The sequence below is a fragment of the Massilia cavernae genome (assembly GCF_003590855.1).
GTDB classification, from domain to species: Bacteria; Pseudomonadota; Gammaproteobacteria; order Burkholderiales; family Burkholderiaceae_D; genus Telluria_A; species Telluria_A cavernae.
In genome coordinates this window covers 25,611-42,255 of record NZ_QYUP01000121.1, presented here as the reverse complement: position 1 = coordinate 42,255, position 16,645 = coordinate 25,611, and the positions used below count along the sequence as shown (strand labels likewise).

The window sequence follows — 16,645 nt, the reverse complement described above, 5'->3', positions numbered from 1 at the left end:
ATGCTCGTAAACGGGATTGACCACGCACGCCTGTCCGGTGCCGAAAGTGTGCTCGAAATGATCTGCGCTGCTGCCCGCACGCACGCCGACCGCATCGCCGTTACCTGCGGCACGCGCAGCATCAGCTATGCGGACATGATGGCGGCGGCCAACGCCAATGCGGTGCGCCTTGCGGCATGCGGCGTGGCGCCACGCGACATGGTGTTGTGCGCCTTGTCCACTGGCGTCGAGCTGCCGCTGGCCTGGCTGTCTGTCATGATAGCGGGCGCTGTCATCGTTCCGATTGATGCGCGCTGGCCTGCGATGCGGCTGCAGGCGGTGGTGGCGGCCACTGGCGCGCGCCTGGCCATCGGCGACGGCGCCGACAACGCGGCGCTTGCGGCGACGGGCCTTCAACTGTACGGGATCGACGTCGAATTGCCTGTCGGCCAGGCCGATGCGGGCGTTGCGCCGCCAACAGGCGCCGATCTGTTGTACGGTTTTTTTACTTCCGGCTCGACCGGCACTCCGAAATGCGCGCTGAACCATCATGCGGGATTGGTCAACCGTTTCAGTTACATGACGCGCCGCTTCGGGCAGGGGCACGTGGTGTACCAGAATAGCGCGCCGCTGTTCGATTCGTCGATCTGGCAAATGTTGTGGCCACTGACCGGCGGCAGTGTTTCCGTGCTGCCCGAGCGGCGCGACCACTGGGATATCGATACAGTCGTCGCCGACATCTCGCGCCACGGTATCAGCATGACCGATTTCGTACCGACGCTGTTCAAGCTGCTGGTACGCGCACTGGAGAATGGCAGTGTCGCCCCCGTCAGGCTGGCCAGCCTGCGCAATGTGCTGATCGGCGGCGAGGAGATCGACCCGGCCTCGGTGCACACCTTCCGGCGCCTGATGCCGCGCTGCCGGATCATCAACACCTACGGCCACACCGAGGCATCGATCGGGATGGTGTTCCACGAAGTGCGCGACGAGGACGGCGAGCACATCCCCCTGGGTCGTCCGATCGACAACACCTACGTCAGGATCGTCGATGCGGACATGAAGACGATGCCGGAGGGGGAGTTCGGCGAGATGGCGGTGGCCGGAATTTGCGTCGGCGCGGGCTACCTGAACATGCCGGAACTGTCGGCGCGCGCCTTCGTCCCGAACCCGTTTCGCGACCTGCCGGGCGAGCTTGTCTACCGCACCGGCGACATCGGGCGCGTGCGCGCCGACGGCATGCTGGAATACGGCGGCCGGACCGATGACCAGGTCAAGGTGCGTGGCGTACGAATCGAACTGGGGGAAGTTTCGCTGGCGATGAAGGCCTGTTTCCCGCAGGTGCAGGACGCGATGGCGGTGGTCGTCCCCAATTCGGGGGCGACGCCAGCCTGGCGCTGGCCTACGCGGCACCGGCTGCGATCGACGTGCGCCAGTTGCGGCGGGACTTGTCGCGGCACCTGCCGATGACGCATATTCCGCAGTTGGTACTGTGCCTGCCGGCGTTGCCGATTTCGCCGAACGGGAAGGTGGACCGCAAGCGCGTCGCTGAGCAACTGTCCGCCCTGTGGGCGCCGGCTGAAGCGGAAGCCCCAGGCACGCAAGCCTGCATGCTCGACAGGATCGTCACTTGCTACCGCAGCGTGCTGCTTGATAACGATGTCGGCCCGGACGGGAATTTTTTCGACCATGGCGGCGATTCGCTCGCGGCCGTGAACCTGTCGCTGATGTTGGCCCGGACGATTGACAGGACGGTAGCGGTAACGGCGCTGTATCGCTACCCGACGCCGCGCGCACTGGACGGCTTTCTGTCGGGCTGCGGCACGGTGGGCGGGGACGAATGCGCGCTGCCCGAAGTCGAATTCAGCAACCGGGGAGCACCGGCTGCGGTCAGCCGCAAGCTGCTGCTGACCGGCGCGACCGGTTTTATCGGCATTCACCTGCTGGGGCGCCTGGTGGCCACGACGACGCTAGCTATCACCGTCCTGCTGCGTGGCGCTAGCGCCGAGGCCGCGCTGGCGCGGCTCGCCGCCGCCTACCGGCGCGCGCATCCCGGCCAGACACTGCCGCATGAACGGATCGAGGTGCTGCTCGGCGACTTGGTCCAGCCAGGCTGGGGACTGTCGGAGCAGGCCTGGCGCTACCACACGCAGGCCATCGACGAAGTTGTCCATTGCGGCGCAGAGGTCAATTTCCTGTTCCACGCGTCGCAGCTGTTCGCCGTCAACGTCGGCGGCACGCTGGCGCTAATCCGCTTTTGCGACGAGGGCAAGGTCAAGCAGCTGCATCACATTTCGTCGATGGCGGCGAAATTGGCGCCGACAACCGGCAAGGCGCTATCGTTTGCCGATGCCAGCGCGCTGGGAGCCACCGGTTACGGCTACACCAAGTACCTGTCCGACCATCTCGTGGCGAGCGCGCAGGCGCAGGGACTGGCAGCCCGGATCTACCATGTCGACGATGTGCTGCCATCGATCGGCACCGGACTGGCCAACAGCCAGTCGCTGGCGCACATTCTGCTGATGCACTGCCTGCAGCATGGCTTGGCGCCACAAGGCTGCGGCGACTTGGGGCTGCTGTCGGCAGACGCGCTTGCGCAATGGCTGTGCGGCTTCATCGGCACACGTGAGCGCTTCGCGGCGGCACCGCCGGTTCTCGACGTGATTGGACAGCAACTGGTGCCGTTCGATCAGCTGGTACGAAGCGTGGCCACAAAGCTTGAACGCAGTGCGGTGCCGATTGCCTACGATGCGTTTCTGGCGTTCCTCAAACAGCTCGATCACAGTGGCGCGGCACTGTTGCACGACATTTTGCCGCCGGCGGGCGGCGCGCGGGTGGCATTCACCAAGCTTGGCCTTGCCGGTGAAGAGCAGCCAGTGAATGCGGGCATCCCGCAGGCACAGCTGCTTGCAGCCAATACGGACGACTTCAATCTGTACATCCGGGCGCTGGGGCGCGAGCTGGATGGGGGCGCCCTGAAGCAGCGCGGCGGGAACGTATGAGTTTCACACCATCGGACTGCGCGCTTGCTCTCGCTTCCGCATTGGCCAGTATGTCGTTCGGCGTAGCCGCGCACGAGGCGGACGGGGTGCTTCAGAGCGATGCCCGCCAGGCCCAGCCGGCGACGCTCAGCGCCGAGCCGCTCGTTCCCCCGCCGACCGGCGTGATGGCTGATAGCAGCCTTCAGCTTGTGTTGCGCAATTACGCCGACTTCCTCAGTATCAACGGGGTTGGCACGCTCCACGGCTGGGTGCAGGGCGCGCAGGCGAATTTCATCTCCGGCTTCAGCGGCGGTGAGATTGGCCTCGGCGTGGATGCCTCGCTGTTCGGGGCGATCAAGCTCGATGGCGGCCGGGGCGTGGGCGACATGGTCCACTTGTCGCGCAGCGGCGGCGGCGAGAACCGCACCGGCTGGGCGTACTTGGGCGGCTACGCTGTCAAGGCGCGCTTTGGCAAGACGGTCGTCAAGTACGGCTTGCAGCAGATGGAAAACCCCTTCCTCGAATCGAAAGACAACCGCGCGCTTCCTCCGACCTTCAGGGGCGTTGCCGCCGTCAGCGAACTGGCCGAAGGGATGACGTTCGAGGCGGGCAGCTTCGACGCGGTCAGCGCGCGCGGGCGCACGGGTGTGCAAGCGCTGTCGTCCGCGTATGGTGGAACGCCAATCGAACGTCTCAGTTACATGGGTACGAATGCAGTACTGGGGTCGAGCCGGGTGTTGCTGTATGTGGCGCAGGCGCGCAACGTGTGGAAGCAGCTGTATGCGTCCGCGCGCCACAGCGTGGGTACCGTTGAGTCGACCAAATGGACCGCAACGGCGACAATGTACCGCACGCGTGACCAGGGGGCGAGTTTGCAGGGACCGATTGACGGCAAGGCCTATAGCCTGGCGCTGGCCGCGCAGCAGGGAGCATCCGAGGTGGCGCTCTCGTTCCAGCACGTGATGGGCGACCAGTACCTCGATTACGTCCAGGAGGCCAATGGATTATACCTTGCCAACGGCATGGTCGCCGACTACAATGCCCCGCGCGAAAAGTCGGTGCAGTTGCGCTACTTGGCCGGCGGCGCCGACTTCGGCGTGCCAGGCATGGACGTGCTGTTCTGGGGCATTGCGGGACGCAGCAAGGCGCCGGCAACCTTGTTTGCACCCGTGCCGGAGGCGAGCTGGCGTGATGCCTACTGGCGGGGCGGCAAGCCGGTGCATGGCGCCCATCACGAGCTGGGGATCAAGACCAGCTATGCGTTCAATTGGGGGGAGGTCAGGGGGATCAATATCGCGTTCATCGCCCTGGTGCACCGTGGCTCGGCTCACTATGTCGAACCAAGCGAGCGTGAGTACCGGTTGACGGTGAATGTGCCGATCAAGTTGTTCTGAGAGGCGAACAAGCGTGCAGGCGTGCAGGTTCGCGCCGGTCTGCAGTTGCGTGTCAAACATAGCGTTGACGGATTTCCATGCCTTGCGTTCGTCAGGATTCGGGATATGAAGCATCCGTATATCAAGGAGCGCATGATGCAAGTTGCGAAATGGGGCAATAGCCTGGCCGTGCGCCTCAGGGCAATCGCGCTTCGAAGTCCTTGTAAACTATTTCTGGATGGTGTAAACAGCAAGTTTACTTTTGAGACTTGCCGATGCTCCCGAATCCTCACCCCTTCTTTGCTGACCTTCCCGATCCTCGCAGGGAGACCCGCAACAAGCTGCACAAACTGGTAGACATCGTGATGATCACGTTGTGCGCTGTCCCGGCGGCGACCCACAATGGCGCGCGCTGGCCAGCCAGACCATCGCCCAGCTGGAACAGTCGAAGCTGGCGGCAGGCGCCACCAAGGGCCACCTGATGGACATCATGATGGCGCAGGACTTCCAGGACCTGACCGGGCAGGTGATCACGCGCGTGACTTCCATCGCCCAGAACCTGGAACAGCAGCTGGTGCAGCTGCTGGTCGATTTTGCACCGACCGAAGTCAAGCGCGAGTTCGACAACGGCCTGATCAACGGTCCGCAGATCAACCCGACCGGCCAGGACGTGGTGTCTAACCAGGGCCAGGTCGACGACCTGCTGGACAGCCTGGGCTTCTAAGCGCGCGTCGGACGCGAGTCCGCCGGCCGACCACTAGCATCACTGGCAAGGCAAACCATGCATCAAACGTAACTGTTCAGCCTGAATGGCCAAAGCAATCCGCGTCATCCGCATCGGTGAACGCGATGTCGCCTTGTTCGGCCTCAGCTATGCATTCCCACAGGCCGTCTTGATGCAGCGCGATCGAATCGGCATTTCGCAAGTAGAACTCATCGGGATCCAGGCCATCGATCAGGACCGGACGACGTACCCGCCTTTGTTTTCCGTTGATGAAGATAGTCATGAACTGTGCCTTCTCCCTCTTCTGGGCGACGGTCAGTTTGCGCTTCGGGGCCATGGTATTGAATGCGATTGTTAACTGTTCGGCCGCTACGCAGCTGGCATGATCGGATCGCCAGTAAATGCGCGGCGTAGCACTTCCAGCATGCTGTGCCCCTGTTTGCGTAGCGTGTCGAGGCAGGAGCGAATGATGCAGAAATTGTCGGCGCCGGCAATGGTGCGGAAGCATCCCGATATTTTTTGTTTGACCTTGGGCATGCGGACGGCCCGCTCGGCAATATTGTTGGAGAACGGGACGGTCGGATCGGCGATGAAGCGCAAGATAGCATCGGCGTGCAGCCGGAAGCGGCGCAGCAAGTTATAGGCGTCGGATTGCTTGCAGCGACCGGATGATCCGTCTGGTTTGAGTTGGGGAGGGTTCAATTGCTCCCCTTGGCGCACGATGTCGTTGTAGACGATGGTGAAGGCGGCGATGGCATCGGCATCAAATGGCCGGCCCTGCTGTCGCGCCGCCGCGCTCAGTCGTTGGGCGTTGAGCAGCAGTTCCGTCATGGCGGTCGGCCATTGCTGGCCAGTCACTTCCTGCGCATACACCAGTTCTCGAAGGAGATGGGCATTGCACAAGGCATGCAGGCCATCGTCGAGTTTCCAGTAAGGGGCCCAGCAATCATGCACCAGAACGCCGATGCGTTTGGGGAGAATGCCATGCGCGACGATGGCATCCAGGCCGCGCTTTGCGTGCATGCCATACCAGGTCAGTTCCGCCGTGGCCGCCACATGCATCCAGTGCAGTTTGCCATCCACGCGCAAGCCCGATTCGTCGGCGCACAGCACTGGCGCGTGGTGCAATTGCCGCGCTATCAGGTCGGCTGTACCCTGCAGGGCCAGGCTCGCTTCGCCAACCCAGGCAAGCAGGGTTGCTGGCGACACAGACAAGCCCGTCATCTCGCCAATCAACTCGGCGGCGCGGGCATATGGCAGCATCTGGCCCTGGGTCAGATGCACGCCCAGTGCGCGCACGTTCGGGCCGTATTGCGCAAGGTCGCCGACCGCAGCCGGGAATACGCTGTCGTGCCGCTGACCGCAGGCGCAGACCACCGTGTAGACACGGTGTTCCACCACCTCGAAGCTCATCGCAGGCACATCGAATACCTGGCGGCGCTCCAGCACCTGCGCCTGTTCGAGCGCCAGCGCACTGTGGCAGCGGTTGCAATGCGACGGCGGCGGATAATCCTTCGTACTGGTGGGCTCGGCCACCCGCTTGAGTGTACTGCCTTTATGGCCCGGTTGGCCGCCAACCGCCTTGCCAGACTTGCCGCGCAACGAGCTAGTCTTCTGCTTCTTGGCCAGTCCATCCGAGGATGGTGGCTTGCTCGAATTCTGGCTGTTCATTCCCAGCTTTGCCTCAAGCGCATCCATGCGTGCAAAGAGCACGTCGATGAGACGATCCTTGTCGGTATCGGACAGCTGCGTGAGGTCGGGACGAGGCGGTTTCGGTGGCATGCCGACATGATGCGGCAATAGCCAATAGTTTACAACTGCTCATTGCCGTGTTCATTCAGGCTGAATAGTTACCATCAAACAAACTTTATCGTTCGCGAACCGCTGCTCGATCCGAAGCAGCGCGTGATCGGCTATGAATTGTCGTGGCAGCAGCATGCGGGACAGCTTGCCACCGACGCCGACATGGAAGCCCTGGTCGGTTTCGTTGCCGGGAATGTCAATGACGAAGAGCGCGGCTGGCTGCTGCGCGACAAGGTTCTGTTCCTCGACGCCGTGCCGGCCATGCTGTCGACCGACGCGCTGCACGACTTGCCGCCGGAACGCACGGTGCTGACGCTGAGGGCGGGCGACCTGTCCGACCCGGACACGCTGGCTGCGGTCCAGGGCCTGCGCGCGGGCGGAGTCGGCATCTCGGTGCGCGAGGGCGACGTCGCCCAGCTCGGCAAGCACATCGGCCGCAGCGCCTCCTACGTCGAAGTGCGCTTCTCCGGCGCCGACGTGGCCGCGCAGGCGCGCACCTACGCCGCGCTGAAGCAGGCATCGGTGCGCATGGTGGGCCGCCCGGTGACCACCTGGGCCGATTTCGACGCCTGCGCCGCGCTCGGCCTCGACGCCTTCGTCGGCAAGCTGCACCTGACCCCGCGCCCGGGCAACCCTGTCAAGGGCATGAACCCGGCCCAGACCATCATCCTGCAGCTGATGACGATGGTGCAGAACAACGAAGACATTCCCAGGATCGAAGGCGTACTCAAGCGCGACCCGGCATTGTCGTACAAGCTGCTGCGCTTCATTAACACCGCCGGCTTCGGTTCCGGCCGCGAGATCCAGTCGCTGCGCCAGGCCATCACGATGCTCGGCTATGCGCCGCTGTACCGCTGGCTGACCCTGCTGCTGGCCACCGCGAGCTCCAGCGGCTACTCGCCGGTGCTGATGGAAACCGCTGTCATCCGCGGCCGCCTGGCCGAGCTGCTGGGACAAAAGTTCATGCCGCGCGGGGAGGGCGAAAACCTGTTCGTGTGCGGCATGTTCTCGTTGCTTGACCGCCTGCTGGGCCTGCCGATGAAGGAAGTGCTCGACACCATTCCGCTGCCGGACGAAGTGGTGCGCGCGCTGCTGACGCGTGGCGGCTCCTACGGGCCTTACCTGGCGCTGGCCGAGGCCTGCGAGCTGAATTCGAACCTGGTGGCGTCGCTGGCGTCGTCGCTGGACATCAGCCCGGAGGATGTGAACAGGATGCACTTGCAGGCGCTGGCCTGGGCGCAGAACGTCACGGCCTGAAGTTTGAAGCAGAAAAAACCGGAGCACGCTCCGGTTTTTTTTCACACGTTCGGTCAAAGCCTACACAAACCCGATATTGCGCGCGCTGGCGTTGAAGTTCGCCAGCCCGGGCAGCATCGACAGCAATTCGCTGTCCGACACGCCCAGCCACTTGCCCAGTGTCGCCGCGAACTGGTCGACTGAAGTGGTCGGCAACAGCCGTCCCTGGCCGACGTCGTCCGGCCCGCCATTCGCCACCACCGGCGCTGTGCCATACAGCTTTTTGCCCGCCACCGCGCCGCCAAGCACGAAGTGCATGCTGCCCCAGCCGTGGTCGGAGCCGTCGTTATTGCCGCTCATGGTGCGGCCGAAGTCGGATGCCGTGAAAGCCGTCACCTTGTCGGCCAAGCCAAGTTCGACGGTCGACGCGTAGAACGAGGACAGCGCCGAACTGACCCCGGCCAGCAGGCCCGGATGGGTGCCCAGCATGTCGTCATGGGTGTCGAAGCCGCCCATCGATACGAAGAACACCTGCCGCTTCGCGCCCAGCGCGGGCGCGGCCGAGATCATGCGCGCCACCATCTTGAGCTGGGCCGCGAGGTTGTTGCCGGCGGCGAAAGGCGTCGCCAGCACCGGCGCCGCGTCGAGCGCGCTGGTCAGCACCGAGTTGGCGTCGATCGAGCGTTTGGTGACGCGGGTGTATTCGTTTTCCAGCAGGTGGGTGCGCGGCTGGGTGATCAGCGCGCGCAGCGCTTCGCTGGCCGTGGCGGAGCCGAACAGCGGGCTCTTCAGGCCTGCCAACGGCACCGAGCCGCTGGTCGAGACCTGGTACTGCACCGCCGATTTGCCGGACATGAACACCGCATTGCCCGACACGTTGACGCAAGTGAAAGTGGAATTGCCGTTGCCGCTTTCGAACAGGTCGCCCATGCGCCCGCCCCAGCCCGAGGTGGCGCCTTCCGGCGACGAGGATTGCCACACCGATTGCTGGTCGTTGTGCGAGAACAGCTTGGGCGGCAGCTTGACCGACTTGTTGGTGTACTGCAGCTTGGTGGTGGGCTGGACCAGCGTGCCGACGTTGAGCATGACGGCCAGTTTCTCCGCGTCGAACAGCGGCAGCAGCGGCGCCAGTTCGGGCGCCAGCGCGTACTGGTGCAGGTAGTCGTTGCGGTCGACCGAAGTATTGGCCGCGTTCAGCACCGTCGCGGCCAGGCTGTCGCGGCTGTACGCGAAGGATGGCCGCATCTGCTGGTACGCAGTGTGGCTGCTTAGGTCGTAGGGTACGACCGTGTTGGCGTAGTCGTTGCCGCCGTACAGGAACACGCAGACCAGGGCCTTGTAGTCGCCGGCGGTGGCCGCGGATGCCTCCGCCATCGCGGCGAGGTTGAGCGCCCACGGCGAGGCGATGCCGGCCAGCGACAGTGCGGAAGCGCGTTTCAGGAAGGCGCGGCGCGAGGCCGGCATGTCGGGATTGCTGGGCATGGCGCCTCCTATTTCTGGATGATGAATTCGGGCGCGGCCAGCATCAGCGTCAGCGCCGTGTGGATGCGGTTCTGGCGCGCGGCGTCAGTCCCGGAAGGCATGCTGTCGAGCGCACCCTTCAGCAGCGACATGGTGGCCGCGGACAACTGGCCGGCGGCGAGCACGAGGTTCAGCTCGTCGAGCAGCGCCTGCGCGGTATCGGCCAGCGGCATCAGTGCCGTGTAGTCGGCCTTGACGTCGCCGATGCCGCTTCTGACCACCGTTTGCATGAAATTGACGTAGCCGACCACACTCGATTCATTGGTGATCTGGAATTCGGGCGCAACCATGCCGGCGCTGCCGATCGCGCTGTTGGGCGGTACATAGCCGGGCCGGAAGAAATTGAACACGCTGGCGGAGCGCAGCGGGCTTTGCCCGAGGCGGGTGGCGGGATCGGAGGTGTTGCCGACCGCCCAGGCGTTGCTCGGCGAGTCCGCCTTGAAGGCGCGTGCCCAGGCTGCAAGACGCAGGATGGGCTCGCGCTGCTTGCCGAAGGCCGGGTCGGCGATGCGCGCGGCGGCGCGTGCTTCATCGTCCAGCAGGATCGCCTTGACGACGGCCTTCAGGTTGCCCTTGATGCCGGTGCCGTCGTTGTTGAATACCGTCGCGATGCGCGTCACGTAGGCCGGGCTTGGATTGCTGCAGACCAGGCGCATGATTAGCTGGCGGCCGATGAAAGGCGCGGTGTTGGGATGCGCGAAGATCACGTCGAGCGCGCGCCGCAGGCTCTCGTCGGCGCTGGTGCCGGCCGGGATGGTCGTGCCCAGGAAAGCCTTGGCGCCGGTCTCGTGGCGGGCGGCGGTGACGACCATCGGCCTCCGCTTGAAGTCCGGCGTATCGGTATTACCTCCGGCCAGGTCGTAGTTCCAGCCGGTAAACACCCGCGCCAAGCCGGCGATGTCGTCCTGGCCGTAGGTTTCCTGCTGCTGGCCGCCGGCGAGTTTCGGGGTGCCGTCGAGGTTCAGGGCGACCAGGCCGATGGTGAACAGCTGCAGCAGTTCGCGCGCGTAATTCTCGTCCGGCAGGGCGCCGGTGGTGGCGTTGAATTTGACGCTGCCGCGGAAGGTGAGGTATTCGCCCATCGGCGCGCTGGTCGAGACTTTTTCGAGCAGGATGCGGTAATTGCCGAAGGCGTCGGCTTCGAGCAGGTCGAGGAAGGCGGCGGCCGAGAAGGCCTTCCAGCCGCCGCTGAATCCGGAGACCGAGGTCACGATGATTTCCGACAGCGCCAGCGTGACCCGCTGGCGCAGGGTATCGGGTGAGGTCAGCAGCTTGCGCCAGACCGCCGCATCCGCGCCGGCTTCGCCGTTCTTGTTGGCGACGGTGTTCAGTCCCCTGGCCACCAGAAAGTCCCAGCGCGTGGACGAGGGCGCCATCGCGAATTGTTCGTCGAGCCAGCCTGCGTAGCCGACCGCCTGCACGCGCGCGATCTGTTCGCGGGTGGCGCCCATCGAGGCCTGGGCCAGGAAGCGGGATGCTTCGACGGCGGACGGACCGGACGGGACAGGTGGCGGGACAGGCGCCGGGCCCGGCGCAGGTGCGGGGGCAGGGGATGGCGCCGGGGCGCCCGAGCCGCCGCCACAGGCAGCCAGCAACAGGGCGGGCACCGCCACAGCCAGCGTTGATCCACCGCTTTCGCGGTCCTGTTCCCCAGTGGAGTCGATCGTTAGTTCGTGGTCTGCCATGGCATCCTGAAGTTGGATATGAGCAAGTGTTTACGCGATCTTAGTGGAGTTCAGGTTTCATTCCAATCGACAAGTTGTAAGAATTGGAAAGAATCCGGAGAAAGGCGTGAGCAGCGCGGGCGCCGCGCCGAGCGCGCGGGTCAGCACCGCGTCGGCCTCGATCGCGCGCCGGGTGACGCGGGTGTATTCGTTTTCCAGCAGGTGGGGGCGCTGCTGGGTAATCAGGGCACGCAGCGCATCGCTGCAGGCGGCGGATCCGAACAGCGGCGCTTTCAGGCCGGCAACTGGCACCGAGCCGTTCGGCGATACCTGGTACTGCACCGCCGATTTTCCGGACATGAAGACTGCGTTGCCGGACACGTTCACGCAGGTGAAGGTGGCATTGCCGTTGCCACTTTCAAACAGGTCGCCCATGCGGCCGCCCCATCCCGAGGTGGCGCCCTCCGGCATCGACGACTGCCACACCGACTGCTGGTCGTTGTGCGAGAACAGCTTGGGCGGTAGGCGCACCGACTTGCTGGCGTACTGCTGCTTGGTCGTCGGCTGCACCAGCGTGCCGACGTTGAGCATGACGGCAAGCTTTTCGGCGTTAAACAAGGGCAGCAGCGGCGCAAGCTCGGGCGCCAGCGCGCACTGGTGGGCGAAGCCGGCGCTGTCGAGCGGGGCGTGCACCGGGTTCAGCGCGGTAGCGGCGAGGCGCTCGCGGCCATAGGCGAAGGACGGCCGCATCTGCTGGTAGGCGGCGTGGCTGGCAGTGTCGAAGGGCACCAGGGTGTTGGCGTAGTCATTGCCGCCGTAAAGGAACACGCAGACCAGTGCTTTGTAGTCGGTGGCGGTTGCCGCTGACGCTTCGGCCATGGCGCCGAGGTTCAGCGCCCATGGCGCGGCGATGCCTGCGGCCGACAGGGCCGAGGCGCGTTTCAGGAAAGCACGGCGCGAGGCCGACAGATCGAGCTTTGGCATGGCGCCTCCTTATTTCTGGATGATGAACTCAGGCGCCGCAAGCACCAGCGTCAGGGCCGCATGGATGCGTTTCAGGCGCGCCGGGTCGGAACGTGCCGGCATGCTGCCGACAGCGCGTTCCAGCAGCGCCACCGTTGGCGCCGACAGCTGGCCGGCGGCCAGCACCAGGTTCAGCTCGTTCAGCAGTGCACCGGCATCGTCGGCCAGTGGCAACAGCGAAGAATAGTCTGCTCGCACGTCGCCGAAACCGCGGCTCACCGCGCGCTGCATGAAGTTGACATAGCCGACCACGCTCGATTCGTTGGTGGACTGGAACTCCGGCGCCACCAGGCCTGCGCCGGCGATCGCGCTGTTCGGCGGCACGTAGCCGGGACGGAAGAAGTTGAACACGCTTGGCGAGCGCAGCGGGCTCTGACCGAGGCGGGTAGCCGGATTGGAGGTGTTGCCGACCTTCCAGGCGCCGCTTGCCGAATCGGCGTCGAAGGCGCGCGCCCATGCGCTCATGCGCAGGATCGGTTCGCGCTGCTTGCCGAAGGCCGGGTCGTCCAGGCGCGATGGCGAACGGGCTTCGTCATCGAGCAGAATGGCGCGGACGACCGCTTTCAGGTTGCCCTTGACGCCGGCGCCGGCGCCGTCGTCGTTGAAAGTGCGGGCGACCCGCGCCACATAGGCCGGGCTCGGGTTGCTGCACACCAGGCGCTGGATCAACTGACGGCCGATGAAGGGCGCGACGTTCGGGTGGGCGAAGATGATGTCGAGGGCACGGCGCAGGCTCTCCTCGCCGCCCAGGTTGGCCGGAATGGTGCTGCCCAGGAATGCATTGCTGCCGCGCTCGTGGCGGCGCGGGAAGTTGGCCATTGGACGGCGCTTGAAGTCCGGTGTGGTGTTGTCGCTGGCGGCAAAGTCGTAGTTCCAGCCGGTGAACACGCGGGCCAGGCCGCCGATGTCGTCCTGGCCGTAGGTTTCCAGCGGGACGCCGCCCTCCATCTTCGGCGTGCCGTCAGCTTCCAGGGCCAGCAGGCCGATGGAGAACAGTTGCAGCAGTTCGCGCGCATAGTTCTCGTCGGGCATGGCGCCGGTGTTGGCATTGAATTTCGTGTTGCCGCGGAAGGTCAGGTATTCGCCCATCGCCGCGCTGGTCGATACCTTTTCGAGCAGCCTGCGGTAGTTGCCGAAAGCTTCGGATTCGAGCATGTCGAGGTAGGCGGCCGCCGTGAAGGCCTTCCAGCCGCCACGGAAACCGGACACCGAGGTGACCAGGATTTCGGACAGGGCCAGGGTCACGCGCTGGCGCAGGGTGTCAGGCGAGGCCAACAGCTTGCGCCAGATCGCGGCGTCGGCGCCGCGTTCGCCCTTCTTGAAGGCGGGGGTAGCGAAGCCCGCTTCCACCAGCCAGTCCCAGCGGGTGGACGAGGGCGGCATGGCGAACTGTTCGTCCAGCCAGCCTGAGTATCCGAGGGCCTGCACGCGCGCGATCTGTGCGCGGGTGGCGCCCATCGAGGCTTGTGAAAGGAAGCGCGACGCCTGTTCGGGCGATATCCGCGCAGCGGTGGAAGCGGGAGAAAAACCATTGACCATGGCGATCCCAAACAGTGGACTTGAGCAAATTTATCGCGATGGTATTAGAGTTTCGGCAAGCCTCCAACGGGCAGTTTGTAAATAAACTGGTACAAAAATATTGGAACTTTTTCGTGAGGGACTCCGCCATCGATAGCGCTCGATATCGGTTTCCAGCTTGCGCCTCTGGGCGCTTGGAAATGTCTCGCACGGGCGGACGAGGTAGGGCTGCACGACCGTGCAGCCCCTGGGCCAGTGATTTGTTGGCACGGGACTCGCGCCCGCTCTTTCATGCACCGCCACGCCAATGGGATGACGCGCGCGTGGTTGCTTGTTGGGAGACTTGTTGTGAGGTTGCTATACTAACCTTCTAGAAAGTAAAGTTAGTTTGTAATATAATGTTGGCATGAAATGCAAACGAACTTCTGACGGCCGCAAACTTGACCATCACGCGCTTCAAGTAATGCGCCAACAAGCCATCAAGGCGGTGCGTGATGGGCAACCAGTGGCGAGCGTGGCTGCCGCATTCGGCATGAACGTCACGACGATATTCCGCTGGCTCGCGAAGTTCGCCGAGGGTGGTCAGAATGCCCTTCTGGCCAAACCGATCCCAGGTCGTCCGCCGAAGGTCAGTGCCGAAGAAATGCGCTGGATCGCGCAGGCGGTAAAGGACAATACTCCCCAACAGTTCAAGTTTGAATTTGGCCTGTGGACCTTGTCGCTGTTGCGCGAATTGATCAACCGCGAGTTCGGCAAATCCTTGTCGCTCGAATCCGTTAGGCGCGTCATGAAGTTGCTCGGCTTCTCGACTCAGAAGCCGCTTTATCAAGCGTGGCAGCAAGATCCCGTGCTGGTCAAACAGTGGGAAAGCGAAACCTATCCGGCCATCAAAGCGGAAGCGCAGGCTGCTGGCGCCACGATCTATTTCGCCGACGAGGCTGGTATTCGATCCGACTACCACACTGGCACGACTTGGGCACCGATTGGTGAAACGCCCGTGGTCACCGTGACCGGGCGTCGCTTTTCCTTCAACATGATTTCTGCCGTGAGCCCACGTGGCGATATTCGATTCATGATTCATGGTAACTGTTCAGCCTGAATGACCAAAGCAATCCGCGTCATTCGCATCGGTGAAAGCGATGTCGCCTGGTTCGGCCTCCGCAATGCATTCCCACAGCCCGTCTTGATGCAGCGCGATCGAGTCTGCATTTCGCAAGTAGAACTCATCGGAATGCAGGCCGTCGATCAGGACCGGACGACGCACGCGCTTTTGTTTTCCGTTGATGAAGATAGTCATGAACTGCGCCTTCTCCCTCTTCTGGGCGGCGGTCAGTTTGCGCTTCGGTTTGGCCATGGGATTGATTGCGATTGCTGACTGTTCGGCCGCTACGCAGCTGGCATGATCGGATCGCCAGCAAATGCGCGGCGCAGCACTTCCAACATGCTGTATCCCTGTTTGCGTAGCGTGTCGAGGCAGGAGCGAATGATGCAGAAATTGTCGGCGCCAGCAATGGTGCGGAAGCAGCCCGATATTTTTTGCTTGACCTTGGGCATGCGGACGGCCCGTTCGGCAATATTGTTGGAGAACGGAACGGTCGGATCGGCGATGAAGCGCAAGATGGCGTCGGCGTGCAGCCGGAAGCGGCGCAGCAGGTTGTGGGCGTCGGACTGTTTGCAGCGACCGGATTTTCCGTCGGGCTTGAGTTGGGGAGGGTTCAGTTGTTCGCCTTGGCGCACGATGTCGTTGTAGACGGTGGTGAAGGCGGCGATGGCATCGGCATCAAATGGCCGGCCCTGCTGTCGCGCCGCCGCGCTCAGTCGTTGGGCGTTGAGCAGCAGTTCCGTCATGGCGGTCGGCCATTGCTGGCCAGTCACTTCCTGCGCATACACCAGTTCTCGAAGGAGATGGGCATTGCACAAGGCATGCAGGCCATCGTCGAGTTTCCAGTATGGGGCCCAGCAATCATGCACCAGAACGCCGATGCGTTTGGGGAGAATGCCATGCGCGACGATGGCGTCCAAGCCGCGCTTTGCGTGCATGCCATACCAGGTCAGTTCCGCCGTGGCCGCCACATGCATCCAGTGCAGTTTGCCGTCGACGCGCAAGCCCGATTCGTCGGCGCACAGCACTGGCGCGTGGTGCAATTGCCGCGCTATCAGGTCGGCTGTGCCCTGCAGGGCCAGGCTCGCTTCGCCAACCCAGGCAAGCAGGGTTGCCGGCGACACAGACAAGCCCGTCATCTCGCCAATCAACTCGGCGGCGCGGGCATATGGCAGCATCTGGCCCTGGGTCAGATGCACCCCCAGTGCGCGCACGTTCGGGCCGTATTGCGCGAGGTCGCCGACCGCAGCGGGGAAGACGCTGTCGTGCCGCTGACCGCAGGCGCAGACCACCGTGTAGACACGGTGTTCCACCACCTCGAAACACATCGTCGGCACATCGAATACCTGACGGCGCTCCAGCACGTGCGCCTGTTCGAGCGCCAGCGCACTGTGGCAGCGGTTGCAATGCGACGGCGGAGGATGATCCTTCGTGCTGGTGGGCTCGGCCACCCGCTTGAGGGTACTGCCTTTATGGCCCGGCTGGCCGCCAACCGCCTTGCCCGACTTGCCGCGCAAGGAACTGGTCTTCTGCTTCTTGGCCAGTCCATCCGAGGATGGTGGCTTGCTCGAATTCTGGCTGTTCATGCCCAGCTTTGCTTCGACCGCATCCAAGCGCGAAAACAGCGCGTCGATGAGTCTGTCCTTGTCCTGATGGGACAACTGCGTGAGGTCGGGACGGGGCGGTTTCGGTGGCATGACAACATGATGCGGCAACTGTACAAA

General features: G+C 63.9%; 12 protein-coding genes and 2 pseudogenes. 6 read left to right on the top strand and 8 right to left on the bottom strand.

Features of this window, described 5'->3' with window-relative positions:
- The 4 genes and pseudogenes from D3872_RS15170 to D3872_RS15150 all read left to right on the top strand — a co-directional run.
- A complete protein-coding gene (locus D3872_RS15170; protein ID WP_119811585.1) occupies nt 1-1,446 on the top strand; it encodes an amino acid adenylation domain-containing protein in 1,446 nt (481 codons plus the stop codon).
- A complete protein-coding gene (locus D3872_RS15165; protein WP_147373894.1) occupies nt 1,404-2,978 on the top strand; it encodes an SDR family oxidoreductase in 1,575 nt (524 codons plus the stop codon). The genes D3872_RS15170 and D3872_RS15165 overlap by 43 nt, the downstream gene beginning before the upstream one ends.
- A complete protein-coding gene (locus D3872_RS15160; protein WP_119811583.1) occupies nt 2,975-4,351 on the top strand; it encodes an OprD family outer membrane porin in 1,377 nt (458 codons plus the stop codon). Before D3872_RS15165 ends, D3872_RS15160 begins: the two co-directional genes overlap by 4 nt.
- A 373-nt stretch (nt 4,352-4,724) precedes the next feature.
- Nucleotides 4,725-5,054: pseudogene (locus D3872_RS15150) on the top strand (protein phosphatase CheZ); the annotation flags it as partial.
- A 76-nt stretch (nt 5,055-5,130) separates the two neighbouring features.
- Here the strand turns inward: D3872_RS15150 and D3872_RS15145 are convergent.
- Nucleotides 5,131-5,391: a hypothetical protein gene (locus D3872_RS15145; protein ID WP_119808949.1), complete on the bottom strand. Its 261-nt coding sequence runs from the start codon at nt 5,389-5,391 to the stop codon at nt 5,131-5,133.
- A gap of 32 nt (nt 5,392-5,423) precedes the next feature.
- Nucleotides 5,424-6,836 (bottom strand): IS66 family transposase, encoded by a 1,413-nt coding sequence (gene tnpC, locus D3872_RS15140; RefSeq protein WP_119811618.1) that lies wholly within the window; start codon nt 6,834-6,836, stop codon nt 5,424-5,426.
- Between the two features lie 123 nt (nt 6,837-6,959).
- Between tnpC (D3872_RS15140) and D3872_RS15135 the strand changes: the two genes are divergently transcribed.
- Nucleotides 6,960-8,114, top strand: coding sequence for an EAL and HDOD domain-containing protein (locus D3872_RS15135; RefSeq protein ID WP_229459343.1), 1,155 nt, complete (start codon nt 6,960-6,962; stop codon nt 8,112-8,114).
- Nucleotides 8,115-8,174: 60 nt separating this feature from the next.
- Here D3872_RS15135 and D3872_RS15130 read toward each other — a convergent pair whose 3' ends face one another.
- Genes D3872_RS15130 through D3872_RS15115 form a run of 4 tightly spaced genes read right to left on the bottom strand, consistent with a single transcriptional unit; the run spans nt 8,175 to nt 13,840 of the window.
- Complete coding sequence (locus D3872_RS15130) at nt 8,175-9,575, bottom strand: DUF1501 domain-containing protein (protein WP_119811581.1); 1,401 nt, start codon at nt 9,573-9,575, stop codon at nt 8,175-8,177.
- 8 nt (nt 9,576-9,583) lie between these two features.
- On the bottom strand, nt 9,584-11,299 hold the full coding sequence (locus D3872_RS15125) for a DUF1800 domain-containing protein (RefSeq protein WP_119811580.1): 1,716 nt from the start codon (nt 11,297-11,299) through the stop codon (nt 9,584-9,586).
- 57 nt (nt 11,300-11,356) lie between these two features.
- Complete coding sequence (locus D3872_RS15120; protein ID WP_119811579.1) at nt 11,357-12,262, bottom strand: DUF1501 domain-containing protein; 906 nt, start codon at nt 12,260-12,262, stop codon at nt 11,357-11,359.
- Between the two features lie 9 nt (nt 12,263-12,271).
- Nucleotides 12,272-13,840 (bottom strand): DUF1800 domain-containing protein, encoded by a 1,569-nt coding sequence (locus D3872_RS15115; protein WP_119811578.1) that lies wholly within the window; start codon nt 13,838-13,840, stop codon nt 12,272-12,274.
- 385 nt (nt 13,841-14,225) lie between these two features.
- On the opposite strand from D3872_RS15115, the pseudogene D3872_RS15110 reads away from it, so the two are divergent.
- Nucleotides 14,226-14,900 (top strand): annotated as a pseudogene (locus D3872_RS15110) (IS630 family transposase); the annotation flags it as partial.
- A gap of 9 nt (nt 14,901-14,909) precedes the next feature.
- Here the strand turns inward: D3872_RS15110 and D3872_RS15105 are convergent.
- Both D3872_RS15105 and tnpC (D3872_RS15100) read right to left on the bottom strand, forming a co-directional pair.
- Nucleotides 14,910-15,173 (bottom strand): hypothetical protein, encoded by a 264-nt coding sequence (locus tag D3872_RS15105; protein ID WP_119809238.1) that lies wholly within the window; start codon nt 15,171-15,173, stop codon nt 14,910-14,912.
- Nucleotides 15,174-15,205: 32 nt separating this feature from the next.
- Nucleotides 15,206-16,618, bottom strand: coding sequence for an IS66 family transposase (gene tnpC / locus D3872_RS15100; protein ID WP_119809239.1), 1,413 nt, complete (start codon nt 16,616-16,618; stop codon nt 15,206-15,208).
- Nucleotides 16,619-16,645 lie beyond the last annotated feature (27 nt).